General features: G+C 64.0%; 18 protein-coding genes. 8 read left to right on the forward strand and 10 right to left on the reverse strand.

Translation table 11 applies throughout. The features are described from left to right. Positions 1 to 104: 104 nt before the first annotated feature. Positions 105 to 953, forward strand: coding sequence for a neutral zinc metallopeptidase (locus Q0C17_RS13400; protein WP_291039022.1), 849 nt, complete (start codon positions 105 to 107; stop codon positions 951 to 953). On the opposite strand, the gene Q0C17_RS13405 is transcribed toward Q0C17_RS13400, so the two are convergent. From Q0C17_RS13405 to Q0C17_RS13425, 5 genes are all read right to left on the reverse strand, one after another. Continuing rightward, positions 946 to 1,746 (reverse strand): transglutaminase family protein, encoded by an 801-nt coding sequence (locus tag Q0C17_RS13405; RefSeq protein ID WP_291039019.1) that lies wholly within the window; start codon positions 1,744 to 1,746, stop codon positions 946 to 948. The two genes, Q0C17_RS13400 and Q0C17_RS13405, sit on opposite strands and share 8 nt — an antisense overlap. Before the next feature lie 135 nt (positions 1,747 to 1,881). Continuing rightward, positions 1,882 to 3,888 (reverse strand): RNA polymerase sigma factor RpoD, encoded by a 2,007-nt coding sequence (gene rpoD / locus Q0C17_RS13410; protein ID WP_291039015.1) that lies wholly within the window; start codon positions 3,886 to 3,888, stop codon positions 1,882 to 1,884. 69 nt (positions 3,889 to 3,957) lie between these two features. Then, complete coding sequence (dnaG, locus tag Q0C17_RS13415) at positions 3,958 to 5,823, reverse strand: DNA primase (protein ID WP_291207258.1); 1,866 nt, start codon at positions 5,821 to 5,823, stop codon at positions 3,958 to 3,960. 109 nt (positions 5,824 to 5,932) lie between these two features. Beyond that, positions 5,933 to 6,664 (reverse strand): PRC-barrel domain-containing protein, encoded by a 732-nt coding sequence (locus Q0C17_RS13420; protein ID WP_291207260.1) that lies wholly within the window; start codon positions 6,662 to 6,664, stop codon positions 5,933 to 5,935. 141 nt (positions 6,665 to 6,805) lie between these two features. Next, on the reverse strand, positions 6,806 to 7,303 hold the full coding sequence (locus Q0C17_RS13425) for a GatB/YqeY domain-containing protein (protein ID WP_291207262.1): 498 nt from the start codon (positions 7,301 to 7,303) through the stop codon (positions 6,806 to 6,808). A gap of 158 nt (positions 7,304 to 7,461) precedes the next feature. Here Q0C17_RS13425 and carA point away from each other — a divergent pair, with 158 nt between their 5' ends. Then, positions 7,462 to 8,619, forward strand: a complete 1,158-nt coding sequence (gene carA, locus Q0C17_RS13430) for a glutamine-hydrolyzing carbamoyl-phosphate synthase small subunit (protein WP_291207264.1) — start codon at positions 7,462 to 7,464, stop codon at positions 8,617 to 8,619. Positions 8,620 to 8,644: 25 nt separating this feature from the next. Continuing rightward, entirely contained in the window at positions 8,645 to 9,325 is a 681-nt protein-coding gene (locus Q0C17_RS13435) for an SOS response-associated peptidase (protein WP_291207266.1), read from the forward strand. Here Q0C17_RS13435 and Q0C17_RS13440 read toward each other — a convergent pair. The 4 genes from Q0C17_RS13440 to Q0C17_RS13455 all read right to left on the reverse strand — a co-directional run bounded on the left by Q0C17_RS13440 (position 9,298) and on the right by Q0C17_RS13455 (position 12,657). After that, on the reverse strand, positions 9,298 to 9,912 hold the full coding sequence (locus Q0C17_RS13440) for a TetR family transcriptional regulator (RefSeq protein WP_291207268.1): 615 nt from the start codon (positions 9,910 to 9,912) through the stop codon (positions 9,298 to 9,300). The two genes, Q0C17_RS13435 and Q0C17_RS13440, sit on opposite strands and share 28 nt — an antisense overlap. 158 nt (positions 9,913 to 10,070) lie before the next feature. Then, positions 10,071 to 10,436, reverse strand: a complete 366-nt coding sequence (locus tag Q0C17_RS13445) for an SPASM domain-containing protein (RefSeq protein WP_291207270.1) — start codon at positions 10,434 to 10,436, stop codon at positions 10,071 to 10,073. Positions 10,437 to 10,438: 2 nt separating this feature from the next. Beyond that, positions 10,439 to 11,143: a radical SAM protein gene (locus tag Q0C17_RS13450; RefSeq protein ID WP_291207272.1), complete on the reverse strand. Its 705-nt coding sequence runs from the start codon at positions 11,141 to 11,143 to the stop codon at positions 10,439 to 10,441. 542 nt (positions 11,144 to 11,685) lie between these two features. Then, on the reverse strand, positions 11,686 to 12,657 hold the full coding sequence (locus Q0C17_RS13455) for a M48 family metallopeptidase (RefSeq protein ID WP_291207274.1): 972 nt from the start codon (positions 12,655 to 12,657) through the stop codon (positions 11,686 to 11,688). Between the two features lie 114 nt (positions 12,658 to 12,771). On the opposite strand from Q0C17_RS13455, the gene Q0C17_RS13460 reads away from it, so the two are divergent. Together Q0C17_RS13460 and Q0C17_RS13465 are read left to right on the forward strand one after the other, a co-directional pair. Next, complete coding sequence (locus tag Q0C17_RS13460; RefSeq protein ID WP_291207276.1) at positions 12,772 to 13,506, forward strand: MBL fold metallo-hydrolase; 735 nt, start codon at positions 12,772 to 12,774, stop codon at positions 13,504 to 13,506. Positions 13,507 to 13,579: 73 nt separating this feature from the next. After that, positions 13,580 to 13,906, forward strand: a complete 327-nt coding sequence (locus Q0C17_RS13465; RefSeq protein ID WP_291207278.1) for a YMGG-like glycine zipper-containing protein — start codon at positions 13,580 to 13,582, stop codon at positions 13,904 to 13,906. A gap of 231 nt (positions 13,907 to 14,137) precedes the next feature. Here Q0C17_RS13465 and Q0C17_RS13470 read toward each other — a convergent pair whose 3' ends face one another. Continuing rightward, a complete protein-coding gene (locus Q0C17_RS13470) occupies positions 14,138 to 14,605 on the reverse strand; it encodes a hypothetical protein (protein ID WP_291207280.1) in 468 nt (155 codons plus the stop codon). Between the two features lie 155 nt (positions 14,606 to 14,760). Between Q0C17_RS13470 and carB the strand changes: the two genes are divergently transcribed. The 3 genes from carB (at position 14,761) to Q0C17_RS13485 (ending at position 19,669) form a co-directional block, all read left to right on the forward strand. Further along, a complete protein-coding gene (carB, locus tag Q0C17_RS13475) occupies positions 14,761 to 18,039 on the forward strand; it encodes a carbamoyl-phosphate synthase large subunit (RefSeq protein ID WP_291207282.1) in 3,279 nt (1,092 codons plus the stop codon). A gap of 71 nt (positions 18,040 to 18,110) precedes the next feature. Continuing rightward, positions 18,111 to 18,584: a transcription elongation factor GreA gene (gene greA / locus Q0C17_RS13480; protein WP_291207284.1), complete on the forward strand. Its 474-nt coding sequence runs from the start codon at positions 18,111 to 18,113 to the stop codon at positions 18,582 to 18,584. Positions 18,585 to 18,595: 11 nt separating this feature from the next. Further along, positions 18,596 to 19,669: a mitochondrial fission ELM1 family protein gene (locus tag Q0C17_RS13485; RefSeq protein WP_291207286.1), complete on the forward strand. Its 1,074-nt coding sequence runs from the start codon at positions 18,596 to 18,598 to the stop codon at positions 19,667 to 19,669. Positions 19,670 to 19,671 lie beyond the last annotated feature (2 nt).

The following is a 19,671-nucleotide window of genomic DNA, read 5'->3' on the forward strand; positions in this document are numbered from 1 at the left end:
AGATGCCAGCGAGTTCAGCGGCCAGCAAGGCTGGCCCTGCCCGCCGGTATGGCTGTAGAAGGTAGGCAACGGCCGAGGACCGGTCCGCCCAAGGGAGAGCTCAGATGAAGTGGCAAGGCGGACGGCGCGGTGGCAATGTGGAAGACCGGCGCGGGATGAGCCCTGCGGCAGCGGTCGGCGGCGGCGGTCTCGGCGTGATGGTGATCGCGCTGATCGGCTACTTCGTGTTCGGCATCGACCCCTCGCAGACACAAGCCGTTCTCGGCGAAGCCTCGCAGGTGACCAGCGAGCAGCAGGCCGGCGTCGAGGGCACGCCTGCCGATGAGGCCGGCCTGTTCGTCGATGTGATCGGCGCCAACATCAACGATGTCTGGGTCCAGGCCCTGCCCGGCTACACGCCGCCCACCGTCGTGCTCTACGAACAGGGCACCAACACCGGCTGCGGCTTCGGCCGGGCCGCGATGGGGCCGTTCTACTGCCCGCCGGACCAGACCGTGTATCTCGATCTCTCGTTCTGGCAGGAAATGGAAACCAAGCTCGGCGCCTCAGGCGCGGAATTTGCCCGCGCCTATGTGATCGCGCACGAGTTCGGCCACCATGTGCAGACGCTGACCGGCCAGTCCCAGAAAGTACGCGAAGCGCAGCAAGCCGCGCGCAGCCAGGAAGAAGCCAACCAGTATTCCATCGCGCTGGAACTGCAGGCCGACTGCTATGCCGGCGTCTGGGCCGCGCAGGCGCCCGGCGTCTCGGGCGGCGCCGTTGCGCTGGAACAGGGCGACATGGAAGAAGGCATGAAGACCGCCAACGCGATCGGCGATGACATGATCCAGAAGCGGATGACCGGCAGGGTCACGCCCGAAGGCTTCACCCACGGCACCGCCGCGCAGAGAATGGAATGGCTGGAGCGCGGCTACCAGAGCGGCGACCCGAACGCCTGCGACACGTTCAGATAGTCGCTGGTTCCGGCGCAAGAACCGACACGGCGACACTCTGGTCCACCAGCGCGGCGGCGCCAAAGATCGTCATGAAGCTGATATCGGTCGCGTCCCGCCCGACCGCGATGCGCACGAGGCTGTCCTCGCCCGACAGCCGCGTCGGGTCGATCAGGTGCCAGGCATTGCCGAGCCAGACTTCGACGACCGCATGGAAATCCGGCGGATTGATCCCCGGCGCATAGGCCGACACCATCCGCGCCGGAATGCCGACCGCGCGGCAGAAGCTGATCAACGTATGGGCAAAATCCCGGCAGACCCCGCGACGCATCAGGAACGTATCCGTCGCCGTCGTCGTCGCATCACTGACCCCCAGGGCGTACTCGAAATTGCGGTAGATCCAGTCGGCCATCTCCAGCACCTGGTTGCCGCCCTGCGCACCGGACGAGAACTGCGTCTCGGCAAACGGCGCCAGCCGGTCGGACTCGCAATACCGGCTCGGCATCAGATAGGTGATCACCTCATGCGGCAGGTCCCGTCGCGGCGGCACGTAAAGACCCGCGATGTTGACATGCCCGCGCGTGACATCGACCAGCGCCTGGTAGCGGATGTTCACATCCCCGCCCGCGGTCGTCCACTGCCGCCGGCCCATCAGCTCCGGGCCATCCGCCAGCGTCAACGGACTCATCGGCGAGAGCGTGAGCTGGTCAGAGACGATCACCTGATCCACCGCCCGGATCGCCTCCAGCGCCAGCACGACATCCGCCGGCTGAGCAAAGTGGTAAGACAGTGAAGCGTCGATCTTCACGCGCATGGGCGGGGTCCTGGATTGAAGGGGCGGAGCATTTTAGATTTCGGCAGTCGTGGCTGATCAAGCGCACGGAACGCCGGTTCGTTGCATTGCAGAGAAAGAAAAAGGGCGGCCCGAAAGCCGCCCTTTGGATTTGGATCAGGTATCCAGGAAGCTTCGCAGCTTCCGCGACCGGCTCGGGTGCTTCAGCTTGCGCAGCGCCTTGGCTTCGATCTGGCGGATGCGTTCGCGGGTGACCGAGAATTGCTGGCCGACTTCTTCGAGCGTGTGGTCGGTGTTCATGCCGATGCCGAAGCGCATGCGCAGCACACGTTCCTCACGCGGGGTGAGCGAGGCGAGCACGCGGGTGGTCGTCTCGCGCAGGTTCGACTGGATGGCCGCGTCCACCGGAAGCAGCGCCATCTTGTCCTCGATAAAGTCGCCAAGGTTTGAATCCTCGTCGTCGCCAATCGGGGTTTCCAGCGAGATCGGCTCTTTTGCGATCTTGAGGACCTTGCGGATCTTCTCGAGCGGAAGGCCGAGCTTTTCGGCCAGTTCTTCCGGGGTGGGCTCGCGGCCGATCTCGTGCAGCATCTGGCGCTGTGTACGGATGATCTTGTTGATCGTCTCGATCATGTGCACCGGGATACGGATCGTGCGGGCCTGGTCCGCGATGGACCGGGTGATCGCCTGACGGATCCACCAGGTGGCATAGGTCGAGAACTTGTAGCCGCGGCGGTATTCGAACTTGTCGACCGCTTTCATGAGGCCGATGTTGCCCTCCTGGATGAGATCCAGGAACTGCAGGCCGCGATTGGTGTATTTCTTGGCGATCGAGATCACGAGACGGAGGTTGGCTTCCACCATCTCCTTCTTTGCGATGCGGGCTTCGCGCTCGCCCTTCTGCACGGTCTGCACGATCCGGCGGAAGTCGTCGATCGGGATGCCGATCTCGGTGGCGATCTCGGTGATCTCCGTACGGACGATTTCGATTTCGCCGCCCTTGCCGTCGATAAGGCGCTTCCACTTGGCCGAAATCGCGCGCACGCGCTCGGACCAGTTGGGCTCAAGCTCGCAGCCGATATAGTTCTCGAGGAATTCCTTGCGCGGCACGCCGTGCGCGTCAGCGAGACGCATCAGCTTGCCTTCAAGGCCCATCAGCTTCTTGTTGATCGCATAGAGCTGTTCGACCAGCGCCTCGATACGGGCGTTGTTGATGTGGATCGTCTTGAGGTTCTCGACGATCAGCAGCGACAGCTCATCATACTCGGACTGCGCTTTCGGCGTCAGGTCCTTGCCTTCGAGGCGGCGGCCGACGAGGCGGTCCTGCAGCTTGCGAAAGCGGCCGAAGCTTTCGGCGATTTCGTCGAGCTTGGCGAGCACGCCTTCGCGCAGTTCACCTTCCATCGCCGACATCGACATGGCGGCCGCGTCGTCTTCCTCTTCCTCTTCCTGCTGCTGCTGGCGCAGGCGTTCGGCTTCGACCTCGTCGATCTCTTCCTGGGTCTGGCGCTTGCCTTTGCCTTTCGCGAGGGCGACCGGCTCGGGCGGTTTCTCCTCGATGACCTTCGGTTCGGGCGGCGGGTTTTCTGCGCCGTAGGTGGCTTCAAGGTCGATGAGGTCGCGCAGCAGGATGCGCTCGTTCATCAGCTCGTCGCGCCACACCATCATGGCTTCGAAGGTCAGCGGGCTTTCGCAGAGGCCCCGGATCATCGCGTCCCGGCCGGCCTCGATACGTTTCGCAATCGCGATCTCGCCCTCGCGGGAGAGCAGCTCGACGGCGCCCATTTCGCGCAGGTACATCCGCACGGGGTCGTCGGTACGGTCGGAGCCGCGCGCGTTGCCTTTCTTGGCGAGGACTTTCTTGTCCTCGAGCTTGGTCAGGGCCTTGCCCTGCTCCTCGGCTTCTTCCTCGGTCTCGACAACCGCAATGCCCATCTCGGAGATCTGGGACATCACGTCCTCGATCTGGTCCGAGCTCATGTCCGAATCCGGGAGCAGCTGGTTGATTTCGTCATGGGTAATGAAACCGCGCTTCTGGGCGCGCTTCAGGACCTTTTTGACGTCTGTCGCGTTGAAATCGACAAGACCCGCTTCGGTCTCTTTATCGTCTTCGCCCTCGCCGTCGCCGGCCGTGTTTTTCTTCTTTTTGGTGGCTATCGCCATAGTCCGGTTTCTCCCTGGCGAAGGTGGCCGCCTGTTGCCGCCCCACGCCTTTTGCCAATCGCCCTGCCGTCAGCTGTCGCTGCGTTTGCCTGCTGCCTCGTTCATGCGGGCTTTGAGGGCCCGTCGCTCCGCGACCATTTGGTGCCTGCGCCGCCAACCCGAAGGCGACGTCGAGGCTCCCCCGCTCGCATCATCCATGCCAGAGCCGAGGTTTTCCTGGCCGGGACGCCCGGCTGCCACATACTGCTCGAGGGCGATCAGCCACTCCCGTGCCTCGGGCCCATCGGCCGCTATCTGAGACGTTACGGGATAATCTTTGAGCAAACTGGCAGCACGCATGAACCCAGTTTGCGTTAAATGGGCGGTCAGTATCGCCCGGTCAATAGGCTTTCCGGCATTTGCCATGTCGAGAAGCAGATCGCGTATTTTTACCACATCCGGGTCCGCCAAAGCGCAGGCCGCGAGGGTTTCGGCCCCCATGGCCAGCAGGAAGGGGCTGTCGATGGCCCGGACAAGGGCACCGAGGCCGCGCAGCTTGGCGGGCGCGCCCTTCTTGAGTTCGGTCTGGGCGGGCTCGCCTTCTGCGGGATTTTGTCCCGATCCGGGGCGGCCCTTCCTGTAGCTGGCACTGCGCTTTGCGTCCCTGAGGGCCCACATATGGTCGCGCAGACGGGACTTTAGATCGCGCTCGTAGGCAGCCTTAACGCCGCCATGCCGGATCTGGCCGCAAGCAGCCATCAGGCGGGCTTCGAGACCGGCCTGGCGCTCGGGCGTGTCCAGCGGCTCGGCGTCGCGTTCGCGGCGCCACAGAAGCTCCGACAGCGGTAGCCGCCGCTCGATCTCTTCACGCATGGCGAGGGCGCCGCGGGCCCGAATCAGGTCGTCGGGGTCCATGCCGTCCGGTAGCAGGACGAAGAAGATGGACCGGCCCGGCTCGACGAAGGGCAGCGCCCGGTCGAGCGCGCGGTAGGCGGCGCCGAGGCCGGCGCGGTCACCGTCGAAGCACATCACGGGCTCGGGGCCGGCTTTCCAGATCAGCTGCAGCTGTTCTTCGGTCAGTGCGGTCCCGAGCGGGGCGACGGCCTGACCGAAGCCGGCTTCCGCCAGTGCGATCGCGTCCATGTAGCCTTCGCAGACGATCAGCCCGCCGCCCTCGCCCGAGCCAAGGGCTTCGCGGGCCACCTTGTAGCGGTAGAGCACAGTGGACTTGTGGAAGAGTTCAGTGTCGCCGGAGTTCAGGTATTTGGGTTTCGCATCCGGCGTCAGGCCCCTGCCCCCGAAAGCGATGACGGCGCCGCGCACGTCGGTGATCGGGAACATCAGGCGGCCGCGGAAAAAGTCGAACGGCTCGCCGCCCTTGTCGCTTTCGCGGATCAGGCCGGCCTCGACAAGTTCCCTGTCCGTGAAACCTTGCTCGACAAGGTGCGCGCGGGTGCGGCGCCAGTCGTCCGGAGCATATCCCAAGCGGTGTCGTTTCCAGGCAGCGGGCTCAAGGCCGCGTCCGTCGAGATAGGTGCGGGCGGCGGCGCCTTCGCTGGAATGGAGCCGGTCCTCAAACCAATTGGCAGCCGCTTCGCAGGCCGAGACGAGACGCTTGCGGTGGTCATAGGCTTCGGCGGCTTCCGGGCTCGCCTTCGGCAACTGCATGCCGGCTTCTTCTGCAAGCTTCTCGACCGCCTCCATGAAGGAAAGGCGCTCGGTTTCCATGATGAAGTTGATGACGTCACCGCCGGTGCCGGAGGAGAAGCATTTGAAGATGCGTTTCTGGTCGTTGACGTAGAAGCTGGGCGTCTTCTCGTTGGTGAAGGGCGACAGGCCTACCCATTCCTTGCCCTTCTTGGTCAGCTTCACCTTGCGCCCGATCACATCCGAAGGCCGGATGCGGGCTTTCAGCTCCTCAACGAAGCCGTCAGGTATGCGGACCGTCTGAGACATCGCGCCAGTCTATCGCTTTCGGGAGACCGGGGGAACGAAGCAAATCACGCCGCTGCAAAAGAAATGGGCCCCGCCTTGCGGCAGGGCCCTCACTCGGGACGTTACGGGCCTAGTCCCGGGGGTACGCGGGAGCGGCCGCAAAGCCCACAGCATCGATGTCGAGCACCAGTTCGCCGTCAGCATCGCCTTCAGCGATGGAGATGTTACCGGCATCCACCAGGATCTGGTCCGTGCTGGCGAGGTCCGGCGAGATCACAGCATAGCGGGCCTGGCCGGTCTCGGAGAGGATGAGATCGTTGATACGGGCCGACTCTCCACTGTAGCTGATGGCCAGGGTCGAGCCGATCATTTCCGAGGCGAGGCGGAAGTCGTCCGCCGAAGCCTGCTCAAAGGAAGGCAGTGTCGACAGGTCGCCGCCGCTCATCTTCACGAACACGTCCGGTTCGCCGTCGGTGTCTTCCGGGTCCGGCGCAATCGTGGCGACGTCATAGGCCAGAGTACGCAGGTCACCGCCAACGCCGGCAACGCCGCCGTCGCGCACCACCAGCATCGGGGCCGCGCCGTTGGTGCCGAGCCAGACGTCTGAGACAGTGGCGATTTCCTCGCCGGCCGCGTTATGGACCGGGGCGCCGATCAGGTCAGAGGCTTCGTACTCGCCGGAGGCCAGAGTGTAAGTGGCCGGAGCGGCGCCGGCGACCTGCGGGGCGTCGTTCACAACCTCTTCGGTGCCCGCTCTCTGGGCCGCACCGGGGGACTCGTTGGTTGCCGTGTCCGATGCGCCGCAGGCGGCCGCGGACAGCATGAGGGCGAGGGCGCCGGCAGAGGAAAGAAGGGCTTTCATGAGAATTTCCTTTCGGGTGGGTTAGGAATTCCATGAACGGACGCTGGCCGGTTACGTTCCGGACCTAACGGCCTTTTCAGACTCGCGGCCAAGGCAAGGCGCCCGCAGGAAGGCGGCAACCAGGCAAACGGGGCGACGAAGTCAGACGGAGCGGCTGAGCGCGGTACGCACGGCCTTGCCGGCGCTGGAGGCCTCGATCAGGCCCGGATAGCGTTCCTTGAGCGCCGTCACGCAGCGGCCAAGGTCGGTCAGCTTGCGGGCGCCGAGATCCTCGACGACCTGCTTGACCGCAATATCCAGCGCCTTGCCGGAGAGCGGCTTGGGCAGGAACTGCTGGATGATCTCGATTTCGGACCGTTCGCGAATTGCATCCTCGATACGGCCTTCGTCATCATGCTCGCGGGCGGAATGTTCACGCTGGGCGACCAGCGTTTCCAGCACGATACGCACATCTTCATCGGGGCAGGAGGCGCCGTCGCCCCGGCCGCGAGCACAGACATCGCGGTCACGGATGGCGCATTCAACGAGACGCAGGGTGGCCCGCTTCGTCTCGTCGCCGCTGGAAGCCGATTCGTCCTTGAGCGCCTGCAGAATCCGGGCTCTCAGGCCCTTGCACGCTGACACATCTTCGCGGCCCATGCCGTCCTATGCCTTTCCACGCCTGCACGCTCAGCACATTGCTTGACGGTGCAGAGACTCAGCCCCAATAAGCGGCCAAGTTTTAGCCAGACTGGTTAACGATGAGTCAAGCCAGTCGAGCGCGGTGAGGTAATCGGTCTGTGACAAAGAATCAAGATATGGACTCAGCCACCGGGGCTCTTGCCCTTGCGGACGGAACGGTTTTTGCGGGGCAAGGCGCCGGGGCAACGGGCATCCGGACCGGGGAACTCTGCTTCAATACGGCGATGACAGGCTATCAGGAAATCCTGACAGACCCCTCCTACGCCCAGCAGCTGGTGCTGTTTACCTTCCCTCATATCGGCAACGTCGGCGCCAATCCCGAAGACCATGAAGAGTCCACTCCGCCAGCCGCAGATGCGGCCCGGGGCGCGATTTTCCGCGAACCGATAACGGCGCCGTCGAACTGGCGCTCGGCCGAGAATTTCGGCGTTTGGCTGGCCCGCAAGGGGATTGTCGGCCTGTCGGGCGTGGACACGCGCGCGCTGACCCGGCGCATCCGCGAGCTGGGCATGCCGAAGGCCGCCATCTGCCACCAGCCGGAAGGCAAGATAGATTTCAAGGCGCTGATCGCCGCCGCCCAGGCCTGGGCCGGACTTGATAACGCTGACCTCGCCGCGGATGTCGTCCAGGAAGAAGCGTTCGAGCATACCGAAGGCCTGTGGAAGCCGGGCGTTGGCCATGCGGCCTGCGGCAATGCCGAGTTCCATGTCGTGGTCGTCGATTTTGGCGTGAAGAAGAATATCCTGCGCAACCTCGCGAGCGCCGGCGCACGGTCAACCGTGCTGAACGGAGATGCAACCTCCGCCGAGATTCTCGCGCTGAAACCAGACGGCGTCGTGTTCTCAAACGGCCCCGGCGACCCGTCAGCGACCTATGTGCGCTCCGGCGCGATGATCCGTGAACTGATCGCTTCGGGCATCCCGATCCTCGGCATCTGCCTTGGCCACCAGATGCTGGCCCTCGCGCTCGGCGCCAAGACGATGAAAATGGCGCAGGGCCATCACGGCGCAAACCATCCGGTGAAGGATCTCGCGACCGGCAAGGTCGAGATCGTCTCGATGAACCATGGCTTCACGGTTGATGTCGCGACCCTTCCCAAAGGCGTTTCGGAAAGCCATCGCTCGCTGTTCGACGGCACAAACTCCGGCCTCGCGGTGGCGGGCAAGCCGATCATCTCGGTGCAGCACCACCCAGAAGCCTCGCCCGGCCCGCAGGACAGCTTCTACCTGTTCGAGCGTTTTGCTGGCCTGATGCGGGACCATCGACGGACATAGCTCCGCAGGCAGAGGCTGACGCAGCATGTGTGGCCGTTTTTTCCGCGAAGGCGTGACTTGGGCCGAGTATTTTGCAGCGCTGAACCTTCTCGGAGAGCTTCCGGAAACGGTCGAGCCGCCGGAAGCCACGTATAATGCGGCGCCGACGCAGATCCATCCTGTGGTGCGGCTCAACGAAGTCACGCGGGCGCGCGAGATGGTGCCGATGCAATGGGGGCTGGTGCCCTCATGGTGGACGAAGCCATTGTCGGAAAAGAAGTTCACGACCATCAATGCGCAATCCGAAACCGCGCACGAGAAGCCGGTGTTTCGCGGCGCCTTCCGGCACAAGCGCTGCCTGGTGCCGATCTCGGGCTATTATGAATGGTCCGTGAGCGGAAAGACGAAGACACCGTTTGCCTTCAAGCTGAAGAACCGGCTCTGGTTCTGCGTGGCGGGCCTGTGGGACGCGGCGCTGATCGACGGCTCCGAAATCCAGACCTTCACGATCCTGACTACACGGCCCAACGATTTCACCGCCGGCATCCATGACCGGATGCCGGTGATACTGGCGCCCGAAAATTACGGCTGGTGGCTGGACCCAGCGATGGGCGATCCCACGCCCCTGTTCGAACCGTTTCCAAGCGAGGACATGATGGCCTGGCCGATCGGCAATGCCGTCGGCAACGTCCGCAACAACTATCCGGCGCTTCTGGACGAGGTCTGACCGAGGCCGCGCAGCAGGCGTTCGAAGGTCTCGAGGAATTGTTCCTTGGAAATGCCGAGCTTGCCCTGTGCCAGCGCATAGGCGGAGGCATTGAGCGAGGCCTGCAGCATCAGTGCGACGGGCACCGACATGGATTTCGGGAAGAGGCCGCGCCCGGCCAGATAATCCGTACCCGGAACCAACGTCCCGTTACCGAGTTCGAACTCCAGCTGGTGCCAGCGCGCGGGGCCGAGAACAGAGGGCCCGTCCGCCAGGACAATGCGCTGGTATTCCGGCCGTGAAGCCCAGTCGAGATAGACCCGGCTGCCAGCGAGGAAGGCGGCGAACGGATCGCTGCGGTCGAGCGCGGCCAGGCCTGCCGCACGGGCTTCAACGTCCATTTCCAGCTGCAGGTCGCGCCAGATCTGGAGGAAGAGCTCCTCCTTGCTGGTGAAATGGTGGAACAGGGCCCCCTTGGTGACCCCGGCGGCCTCGGCGATCGCCGTGACACTGGCGGCTGAATAGCCCTGCGAGGCAAACAGCTGGCGGGCGGCGCGAAGGACGGCTTCGCGCGTTTCTGCGGCCTGCTCTGAAGTGCGTTTCGCCATGCATTTGCCTGTTGAGCCCTTATAATACCGATGGTATGTAAAAAGTCGAACTGCTTCTTTCAGGGGCAGCGAACCTAAGCTCTCTCACTCAATGGCTCGCAGGCTGGGTGGGGCCCGTTCGCGGGACCAGACTGCACATTCGGACCGCGCAGACCGCCTTATGGCGGCGTTTGCGCGGTCCTTTTTTTGTCCAGCCGGGCCTGCCGCAGGGCCTTTAGGTCGCCGCCGAGTCGCTCTTCGAAATACCGGTCGCAGCCGAGGCAGGCATTGGCGACTTCCCGCCCCTTCCCGTCCATAGCCACGGAGCGCGCGCGGAACTCCTCGCGGCTCCAGCCAGTCTCCAGACCCATGCCTTCCGGATCGCCGTCGTTGAGAGCCCGGATGGCCGGCAGCGTCTGCACACTGGTGAGGATTTCCTCCAACCGCTCTTCGGCGAGTGAGCCGAGCGGTGCTTTCGTCTTCAGGCAGCAGGGATAGATGGAACCGTCCGGCTCGATGGCGATTTCGCTGCCAGCGGCGTGCATCTTCAGGAAGTTCTTTGCCCCCGACCAGCGGGCGCAAAAGTTCGTCTCGTAGCCGGCATTGGTAAGGCCGTTGGCCCAGGCCCGCCCGCGCGGCCAAAGTTCGCCGATCCAGAGTTCAGGCTGGGCGCCGAAAAAAGGAAAGTCGGCTCGCCGCCGCGCGGCCGCGCGGCGGGATCGGGCGCGCGCAGCTTCGCGCTCTTCGCGCCGCCAAGTGAGACCTCGCGCACCCCCTTCTCGGCCATCATCGCCCGGATCTTCTCCATGAAGCGGAACTTGCGCTCCCCCTTCATGCCGACATGGTAGTCGTCGATCGAGGCAATCGCGATGGTCGTGACACCGCGGGCAAGCATGGCGTCGATATGTTCCGGCTCGAGCACGTCTCCCGTCGTCTGAACAGACAGGCGAGGCGGCGCATCCGGCCAGCGGCGGCGGATGGCGTCGAGGGCGGGGTAGAACAGCTCTTCCCGCACACCGTCGATCAGCAGTTCGCCGCCCGCCATCACGATCAGGGTCGGCTGGCGGGCCCCGGCCGCGTCGGTCCATGTCATGTCGTCCGGCAGGTTCGCCAGGATGGCCTCATAGGCCCTCTGCCCCTCGGCGACGACATCCGTCAGGGCGCTGCGCACATAGGGGCGGAAACGGTCATCGTAGCAGTGCGCGCACTTGCGGTGGCAAGCCCAGGTAAGCACCCAATAGAGCGATTGCATATCGTTTCCCCTGCTGACCTTGCTCCAGGGTGCGACCTTAGCTGCTCGGCCCTGCCGAAATCAGCAGAACCATGAAACTTCTCGGCTTTCCATGCGTATCAGCCAGCTGACGCAGTCTTGACGACGGCACTTGAGAAAGTCGAAGCAGACGTGTTCGACATAGCGATCCTCGAGGCCGGACCGTGCTGCCGGTGGCCGACACGCTGCTCCGCAAGGGTATTCCGTTCGTGTTCACTACCGCGACGGCAGAGTTCGAAGACCTGCCGGCCCCTTACAACGGCGCGCCCGTCTGTCGCAAGCCTGCCAACGAGGCCGAGCTGGCGGACCTTTTGGTCAACCTGACGCGCAGAGAAGCCCTGCCTGGCGGCGCAGAATCCCAGGGCGGCGGAACGGTCGCGGTCCCCCACCTGTTGCAGCCCGTTCAGGTTCAACTCTCTAGAACAACCTCAGAGGGTGGGGGGAAGCATACTCCTCCCTGTTCTTGGGGAATGGCCCTTTGGCGGCCCTCGCTCACAAGGCGGGGGCCGTTCTGATTCCGGAAATCAGCGCAGCTCCCCGCAGCGGGCCTCGTACTCGGCGATCGCGTCCGGCATCCATTTACGAAAGTTCTCGGCGCGGGTTTCCGAGGCCGGGTGGGTGCTCATCCATTCCGGCGGGCGCTGGCCACTTCCGATCGCGCCCATCCGCTCCCAGAGCTCCGGAGCCTCGCGGGGGTCGTAGCAGGCCCGCACCAGCAGATCGAGACCGATCTTGTCGGCCTGCGTTTCGTGATCGCGCGAGAAGGCGAGGAAGCCGCCCTGCGCCGCCACGCCGAAAGCCTGCATTACCATCTGCTGCTGGCCGGCGCTCATGTCGCCCATGCCGACGGCCACCGCCATCTGGCCGATCTGTAACAGCTGCTGCGTGCTCATCCGGGCTGCGCCGTGGTGGGCAAGCGCATGGCCGATCTCGTGGCCCATGACGACGGCGAGTTTATCTACATCCTCGAGGTCGGCGAGCGTGACGCGGCCATCATTATTGCCGGTGATGTCGAGGATGCCGGTATAGACGGCCACATAGCCGCCCGGCAGGCAGAAGGCGTTGGGCGTTGCGGAATCGACGACGTAATAGGTCCACTCGAACTTCTCCACGACGCCCGGCATATTGTAGCCGGCCGTGCGATAGTCGTTCTCGAGTTCAAGCGCCGCCTTCTCCAGCCTCGCGCCGATCTCGCGGACGGTCTCGGTCACCTCGCGCGCCTCGCCGATGCAGCTGGCCTGATCGGCGCACAGCACGGTGTTTCCCTGCTGCTGCTCGCCCTGCAGAATCTGCAGGTAGGACTCGGCGCCGAGCTTGATCTCCTGCTCGACCGACATCGTGTTCAGCTGCTTACTGCCGGGCGCGAAAGGCACCTCTTTCTGGTTCGACTGCCAGTAGATGAACAGGCCGACGAGCGCGAGCAGGATGATGCCGAACCGGCCGCCGAGCAGATCCCCGAGCCCGTTGGCGCGGATGCGGCTGTCGTCACGTCGCATGGGTCAGTATCCTTGGTTTGGCAGGCTCTGAGTATAAATAGGCGAGCGCTGGCGTCAGGGAAAGCGGCGAAGACCGGGTTTGCGAACCAGCCCCGCCACCGCTATGTGAGATGCATGACCCAGACCACAACCGCCCCCAAACTCGAGATCCGGATCGTTCCGGTCACGCCGCTGCAGCAGAACACGTCGATGATCTGGTCGACGGAGACAATGGAGGGCGTGTTCGTTGATCCGGGCGGCGATATTGACCGGCTCATGGGCGCCGCCGAGCATTTCGGGGTGAAGATCGTCGCCGTCTGGCTGACGCATGGCCACCTCGACCATGCGGGCGCGGCGATGGCGGTGAAGGAGCGCACCGGCTGCCCGATCATCGGGCCGCACAAGGACGACCAGTGGCTGCTCGACGAGATCGAAGCGCAGGGCGCGCGCTATGGCATCACCGACGGCAAGAACGTGATGCCGGACCGTTATCTGGATGACGGCGACGTGCTTGAACTGGCCGGCAACAAGTTCGGCGTGGCCCACTGTCCCGGCCACACGCCGGGCCATGTGGTCATCTACAGTCAGGAAGGCGCGATGGCCTTTGTCGGTGACGTGCTGTTCCGCGGCTCGGTGGGGCGCACGGATTTTCCGCGCGGCAATCACCAGCAGCTGATCGATTCGATTACCGGCAAGCTCTGGCCTCTCGGCGACCAGATGCGTTTCGTGCCGGGCCACGGACCGATGAGCACTTTCGGCCAGGAACGCCTCGACAATCCCTTCGTCGCGGATGCGGTGACCGGATATGCGGGCGCCGAGAAGGGCGAAGTCGACATCATCGGCCAGCGCCTGTCCAAACGGTGGACCTGATATTCCTGTAATGCGCCGGAACCGCCATATGAGGCGGGCGTTGCTTCTTCAGTATCTGAAAAGGAGCCATCGCATGAAGATCTCTCTCAAAATTGCCGCTGTCAGCACCGCCGCCCTGTTCATGGCGGCCTGTACGTCTTCTGGCACTGCCGAACGCAACGCCCTGGGCGGCGCCGCCGTCGGCGCGGTTGCCGGCGCCGCAATCGGAAACAATGTGGGTGACGGCGATGCCAAGCGCGGCGCTGCGATCGGCGCGGCTGTCGGCGGTGTAGCCGGCGCGGTGAAGGGTTGTAGCGAGGCCGGCGACTGCGGCGGCAGCAACCCGGAGACACGCGATTCTGACGGCGACGGCTATGCCGACGCCAATGACCGTTTCCCGAACGACCGCTATCGCTGGTAGCCAGTCATCGGGCTGAAAACAGAAAACCCGGCTCGCCGTAGCGGCAGCCGGGGGTCTTCTTGTATCCGTGCGAGGCTTATTCGGCAGGTCCCGGTTCGGCCGGCTCCGTCAGGTTGAGCAGGATGTTCAGAAGCCAGGGCGGCAAAGCGGGCGGCGAGCGGCACGGCTCCCGCGTTTTCCGCAAGTCTGCGAAAGATCAGGCCGGACGCCACCCGGCATTGCAGGCGCCGCTTACTTCACTTCCGAGACGACGACGAATTGCGGCGCTTCGGCGAAACCCATGAAGCTGCCCATGACGGTCTGCACCGTCTCGCCGCCCATATCCTCGGCGACGAAACCATCGAGGTCCGGAATGGCGAAGGCTTCGATATAGGCGATGCCCGGGGCGCCCTCGCCCATCAGCAGACGCTCGGCGCGGTAGGTGCGGAAATCCTGCACGCGGGCGAGCGAGCGCATGGCGGGCTGGTCGGCCGTGCGCACCCACTCTTCGAACTGCTCGGGGGTGACGCCCTCTTTCAGAGTGTAGAGGATAAAGAGGTTCGGCGTGGTGGTAACGCGTACCTCCTTGATGACCTCAACGGTTGTGACTTCCGCTGCGGCAGGCTGCGCCGGCAGCTCCGTCTCTGCGCCGATGGATACGCAAGCCGGCAAGGAAAGCGCGGCAAATGCAGCAATGGAAGCGGTGACGAAACGGCGCATGATGAGAAACCTTGTGCTAGGGATGCGAAAGCGCGCTATCCGCAGCAGGATTCGCGGGCGCTTTCCATGCGTTTCAGAACATTGCAGTGCTTGCCCGCTGCCCCGACTCCCCGCTATAGGGCAGCCGTTTGCCCGCCGACCCAGGAGAGTCCCCCATGCCGAAGCGCACAGATATCTCCTCGATCCTCATTATCGGTGCCGGACCGATCATCATCGGCCAGGCCTGCGAGTTCGACTATTCGGGCGTTCAGGCCGTCAAGGCGCTGAAGGCGGAAGGCTACCGCGTCATCCTGGTGAACTCGAACCCCGCCACGATCATGACCGATCCGGACCTGGCGGACGCAACCTATATCGAACCGATCCTGCCGGAGATCGTCGAGAAGATCATCGCTATCGAGAAGCCGGACGCCCTCCTGCCGACAATGGGCGGGCAGACAGCGCTGAACTGCGCCCTCGACCTGCACCATTCGGGCATTCTGAAAAAGTATGGCGTGGAGCTGATCGGCGCGAAGGCGGAAGCCATCGAGATGGCCGAGGACCGCAAACTCTTCCGCGAGGCGATGGACCGAATCGGCCTCGAGAACCCGCGCGCCGCGATCATTGCCTCGCCGGAACTTCCCACCGAGGCCGGCAAGCCCAAGCGCTTTGACCGCATCTCCGGCCTCAAGGCAGCGATGGATGCCATCGACATCGTCGGCCTACCTGCCGTCATCCGCCCGGCCTTCACGCTCGGCGGCACCGGCGGCGGCATTGCCTACAATGTCGAGGAGTATGAAGAGATCTGCCGCTCGGGTCTCGCCGCCTCGCCCACAGCCCAGATCCTCGTCGACGAAAGCCTCGTCGGCTGGAAGGAGTACGAAATGGAAGTCGTCCGCGACAAGGCGGACAACTGCATCATCGTCTGCTCCATCGAGAATATTGACCCGATGGGTGTCCACACCGGCGACTCCATCACCGTGGCGCCGGCGCTGACGCTGACGGACAAAGAGTATCAGGTGATGCGCAACGCCTCGATCGCGGTGCTGCGCGAGATCGGCGTGGAGACCGGCGGCTCGAACGTACAGTTCGCTGTCAATCCGAAGGACGGCCGCCTCGTCGTCATCGAGATGAACCCGCGCGTCTCGCGCTCTTCAGCGCTCGCCTCCAAGGCCACAGGCTTCCCGATTGCAAAGATCGCTGCGAAGCTCGCCGTTGGATACACGCTTGATGAACTTCTGAACGACATCACGGGCGTCACACCTGCTTCGTTCGAGCCGACCATCGATTATGTCGTCACCAAGATCCCGCGCTTCGCCTTCGAGAAGTACAAGGGCGCCGACCCCGTACTGACCACCGCGATGAAATCCGTGGGCGAAGCGATGGCTATCGGCCGCAGCTTCCAGGAGAGCCTGCAGAAGGCGCTCTGCTCGCTGGAGACGGGCCTGTCCGGCCTCAACGAAATACCCTTCGATAGCGTGGCGTCACTGCGCCAGGCGCTGGGTATTCAGTCCCCGGACCGTCTGCGCGTGATCGCTGAAGCCTTCCGCATGGGCCTCAGTGTGGAGGACGTTCAGAACGTCACCTCGTTTGACCCGTGGTTCCTGCGGCAGATCGAAGACATCGTGATGACCGAAGGCGAGATTCGGGGAAAAGGCCTGCCCCGCACCGCGCATGAGCTGATCGAGCTGAAAGCCAAGGGCTTTTCCGACAAGCGTCTCGGCGAGTTGACCGGTCAGGCCGAAGGCTGGGTGCGCGGCCTGCGTCATTCGATGAACGTGCGCCCGGTCTACAAGCGGATTGATACCTGTGCGGCCGAATTTGCTGCCAAGACGCCTTACCTCTATTCGACCTACGAGCACGCCGCGTACGGACAGGGCGCGCCGGACTGCGAGGCCCTGCCTTCAACGCGCAAGAAGGCGATGATCCTCGGTGGCGGCCCCAACCGTATCGGTCAGGGTATTGAGTTCGACTATTGCTGCTGCCACGCCGCCTTCGCGATGTCGGATCTCGGCATCGAGTCAATCATGGTCAACTGCAACCCGGAAACGGTGTCCACGGACTATGATACCTCGGACCGCCTGTATTTCGAGCCCCTGACGATCGAGCACGTGCTCGAGATTGTGCACAAGGAGCAATCGAGCGGTGAACTTCTCGGCCTGATCGTGCAATTCGGTGGTCAGACACCGCTGAAGCTGGCCGGCCCGCTGTTCGATGAGAAGGTGCCGATCCTCGGCACGACGCCCGCCTCCATCGACCTTGCCGAAGACCGCGAGCAGTTTGCCCGCCTGCTCGACGAATTGAAAATCCAGCAGGCGCCGTCGCGCACTGCGCGCAGCGTCGAGGAAGCAGAAGTGAAGGCCAACGAGATCGGATATCCGGTCATGCTGCGCCCTTCGTTCGTGCTGGGCGGCCGCGCCATGGAAATCGCGCGCAATGACGAGGACCTGCGCAAATTCGCAGCCGAAGCGCTGAAGGTGTCCGGCGACCAGTCACTGTTCATCGACCGCTATCTCTCTGACGCCATCGAGGTGGACGTCGATGCGATCTGCGACGGGCACGATGTGCACGTGGCCGGCATCATGGAGCATATCGAGGAAGCCGGCGTGCACTCGGGCGACTCCGCCTGCGCTCTGCCACCCTTCACACTGTCGCCCGCGTTGCAGGGCCGGCTGGCCAAGCAGACCATTGCGCTTGCCCGTGCGCTGAACGTCCGCGGCCTGATCAACATCCAGTTCGCGGTCAAAGGTGAGGAGATCTACGTCCTCGAAGCGAACCCCCGCGCCAGCCGCACGGTGCCCTTCGTGGCCAAAGCCGTCGGTGCACCGATTGCGGCTATCGCGGCCAAGGTGATGGCCGGCCGTCCGCTGACGGACTTCGACCTGCGCCACGCCAACCCGCGCCGCATCGCCATCAAGGAAGCTGTCTTCCCCTTCGCCCGCTTCCCGGGCGTAGACCCGCAGCTTGGCCCAGAGATGCGTTCGACCGGCGAAGTCATGGGCTGGGACGATGATTTCGGAATGGCATTCCTGAAGAGCCAGCTTGGCGGCGGCATCCGCCTGCCGGCCGAAGGCGCAGTGTTCATCTCAGTGCGCGACAATGACAAGCCGGGCGCCGTGGAAGCGGCCCGCAACCTGGTCGAGATGGGCTTCACGATCCTCGCGACCAGCGGCACGGCTACGCATCTGGAAGCGAACGGCATCCCGATCAAGCGCGTCAACAAGGTCCTCGAAGGCCAGCCCCACATCGTGGACGCGATGATCAACGGCGAAGTGCAGCTGATGTTCAACACGACCGAAGGCGCCGCCTCCTTGTCGGATTCCGCCTCCATCCGGCGCACCGCGGTCGCCCGTAAAATCCCTTATTTCACAACACTTGCCGCCTCGATTGCCGCTGTTCAGGCCATCGCGAGCCTGAAAACACAGGAAATCTCGGTGCGTGCCTTGCAAAGCACCTGAGCTCGCCCCACTTGACGCGATTGCTTTTTGAAACCACGCTTTCTTGCCGCGCAAGATGAGGGAATCTCACGATGGAACGCATACCGATGACCGCCGAAGGCCATGCTGCACTTCAGGCTGAACTCAAGGTGCTGAAATCCGTCGAGCGGCCCAGCATCATTGCGGCCATTTCCGAAGCGCGTTCGCATGGCGATCTGTCCGAAAACGCGGAATACCACGCCGCCAAGGAGAAGCAGAGCTTCATCGAGGGCCGCATTAGCGAACTCGACGACAAGCTTGCACGTGCTGACATCATCGATGTCAGCAAGCTGAACGGCAAGAAAATCCGCTTCGGCGCGACGGTGACCATCGTCGATGTCGATTCCGAAGAGAAGTTCACCTACAAGATCGTCGGCGAAGACGAGGCCAGCGTTAAGGACGGCAAGATCTCCGTCACTTCGCCCCTCGCCCGTGCCATGATTGGTAAGGAAGAAGGCGACGAGGCAGAAGTCTCGGCCCCCTCGGGCGCGCGCGCCTACGAAATCGCCAAGGTCGTTTACAAGTAAGGATACGCGCCATGGGGTCACCCATGAGGACGTTGGGGCCTTCCATCTGGTCGGTCTCCGATGGCCGCGCCGGCAACGCCTCGCAGGTGCGCGCCCTTGTGCACGCGCTGGGCGAGCCATCGCGCTGGCTGCGGATCGCGCACATCATGGGCGAGGCCCACAGGGCGGAACCCATGGTCCTGACGCCGCGCGCGCCCTGGACCTGGCTTCCGGCTGGCACATGGCCGTCGCCGCTGAGCGCTCTGCCCAAGGCGCAGCGCAGCCTCATTGCGCCGCCCTGGCCGACCTTGTGGATCGCTGCGGGGCGCCGCTCGGCGGCCTTCAGCAAACTCGTCCGTGAACGGTCGGACGGCAAGACTTTCACCGTGCAGATCCTCGATCCGAAGATCGATGCCTCAAACTTTGACCTGCTGGTCGTGCCGCAACACGACGGCGTCAGCGGCGCGAATGTCATCACCACGGTCGGCTCACCGGCGCATTTCGGCGCCGAGATGCTGGAAGAGACCGGCCAGGCCTTTGCCCCGCTGGCGGACGAAACGCGGCGCAGTGTGGTCGTGGTGCTGGGCGGTCATTCCAAGGTGCACCGGTTCACGCCCGACGCGGCTGCGCGGCTGGAGGCTCAGCTGCGCAAACTGGCCGCCGAAGGCTGGCGGCTTCGGATCACGACTTCCCGCCGCACGCCCCTCGAAGTCATCACGCCGTTCCGCAAGATGGCGGACGAGACCGGCGGCCAGTTCTGGTCCGGTGCGCAGGACGGGCCCAATCCCTACCTGGCCTGGCTAATGTTCTCGACCGCGGCCATTGTCACCGAAGATAGTGCCAACATGCTTTCGGAAGCAGCCTGGCACGGCTTGCCGGTGCATATTGCGCCGCTGGAAGGTCATGCGCCGAAGTTCACGCGGCTGCACGAGAGCCTGATCGCGCGCGGAGCCGCGCGGCGCTTTACCGGCACACTTGATCAGTGGACGTACGAACCCGTGCGCGAGGCTGACCGCGTCGCCGACCTGATCGTGGAGAAGCTGCTCGCGCGCTACCCTGCTCCGGCCTTCACCTCGGGCGTCGCAGCGCCTGACTGGCTGAGCTGACG

Source organism: Hyphomonas sp., from assembly GCF_022844445.1.
Lineage (GTDB): Bacteria > Pseudomonadota > Alphaproteobacteria > Caulobacterales > Hyphomonadaceae > Hyphomonas.

Excerpts from the sequence above, each read along its gene's own strand:
- Q0C17_RS13400 (WP_291039022.1), top strand. The coding sequence starts at position 105 with ATGAAGTGGCAAGGCGGACGGCGCGGTGGCAATGTGGAAGACCGGCGC.
- Q0C17_RS13405 (WP_291039019.1), bottom strand. The coding sequence starts at position 1,746 with ATGCGCGTGAAGATCGACGCTTCACTGTCTTACCACTTTGCTCAGCCG.
- rpoD (WP_291039015.1), bottom strand. The coding sequence starts at position 3,888 with ATGGCGATAGCCACCAAAAAGAAGAAAAACACGGCCGGCGACGGCGAG.
- dnaG (WP_291207258.1), bottom strand. The coding sequence starts at position 5,823 with ATGTCTCAGACGGTCCGCATACCTGACGGCTTCGTTGAGGAGCTGAAA.
- Q0C17_RS13420 (WP_291207260.1), bottom strand. The coding sequence starts at position 6,664 with ATGAAAGCCCTTCTTTCCTCTGCCGGCGCCCTCGCCCTCATGCTGTCC.
- Q0C17_RS13425 (WP_291207262.1), bottom strand. The coding sequence starts at position 7,303 with ATGGGCCGCGAAGATGTGTCAGCGTGCAAGGGCCTGAGAGCCCGGATT.
- carA (WP_291207264.1), top strand. The coding sequence starts at position 7,462 with ATGGACTCAGCCACCGGGGCTCTTGCCCTTGCGGACGGAACGGTTTTT.
- Q0C17_RS13435 (WP_291207266.1), top strand. The coding sequence starts at position 8,645 with ATGTGTGGCCGTTTTTTCCGCGAAGGCGTGACTTGGGCCGAGTATTTT.
- Q0C17_RS13440 (WP_291207268.1), bottom strand. The coding sequence starts at position 9,912 with ATGGCGAAACGCACTTCAGAGCAGGCCGCAGAAACGCGCGAAGCCGTC.
- Q0C17_RS13445 (WP_291207270.1), bottom strand. The coding sequence starts at position 10,436 with ATGCACGCCGCTGGCAGCGAAATCGCCATCGAGCCGGACGGTTCCATC.
- Q0C17_RS13450 (WP_291207272.1), bottom strand. The coding sequence starts at position 11,143 with ATGCAATCGCTCTATTGGGTGCTTACCTGGGCTTGCCACCGCAAGTGC.
- Q0C17_RS13455 (WP_291207274.1), bottom strand. The coding sequence starts at position 12,657 with ATGCGACGTGACGACAGCCGCATCCGCGCCAACGGGCTCGGGGATCTG.
- Q0C17_RS13460 (WP_291207276.1), top strand. The coding sequence starts at position 12,772 with ATGACCCAGACCACAACCGCCCCCAAACTCGAGATCCGGATCGTTCCG.
- Q0C17_RS13465 (WP_291207278.1), top strand. The coding sequence starts at position 13,580 with ATGAAGATCTCTCTCAAAATTGCCGCTGTCAGCACCGCCGCCCTGTTC.
- Q0C17_RS13470 (WP_291207280.1), bottom strand. The coding sequence starts at position 14,605 with ATGCGCCGTTTCGTCACCGCTTCCATTGCTGCATTTGCCGCGCTTTCC.
- carB (WP_291207282.1), top strand. The coding sequence starts at position 14,761 with ATGCCGAAGCGCACAGATATCTCCTCGATCCTCATTATCGGTGCCGGA.
- greA (WP_291207284.1), top strand. The coding sequence starts at position 18,111 with ATGGAACGCATACCGATGACCGCCGAAGGCCATGCTGCACTTCAGGCT.
- Q0C17_RS13485 (WP_291207286.1), top strand. The coding sequence starts at position 18,596 with ATGGGGTCACCCATGAGGACGTTGGGGCCTTCCATCTGGTCGGTCTCC.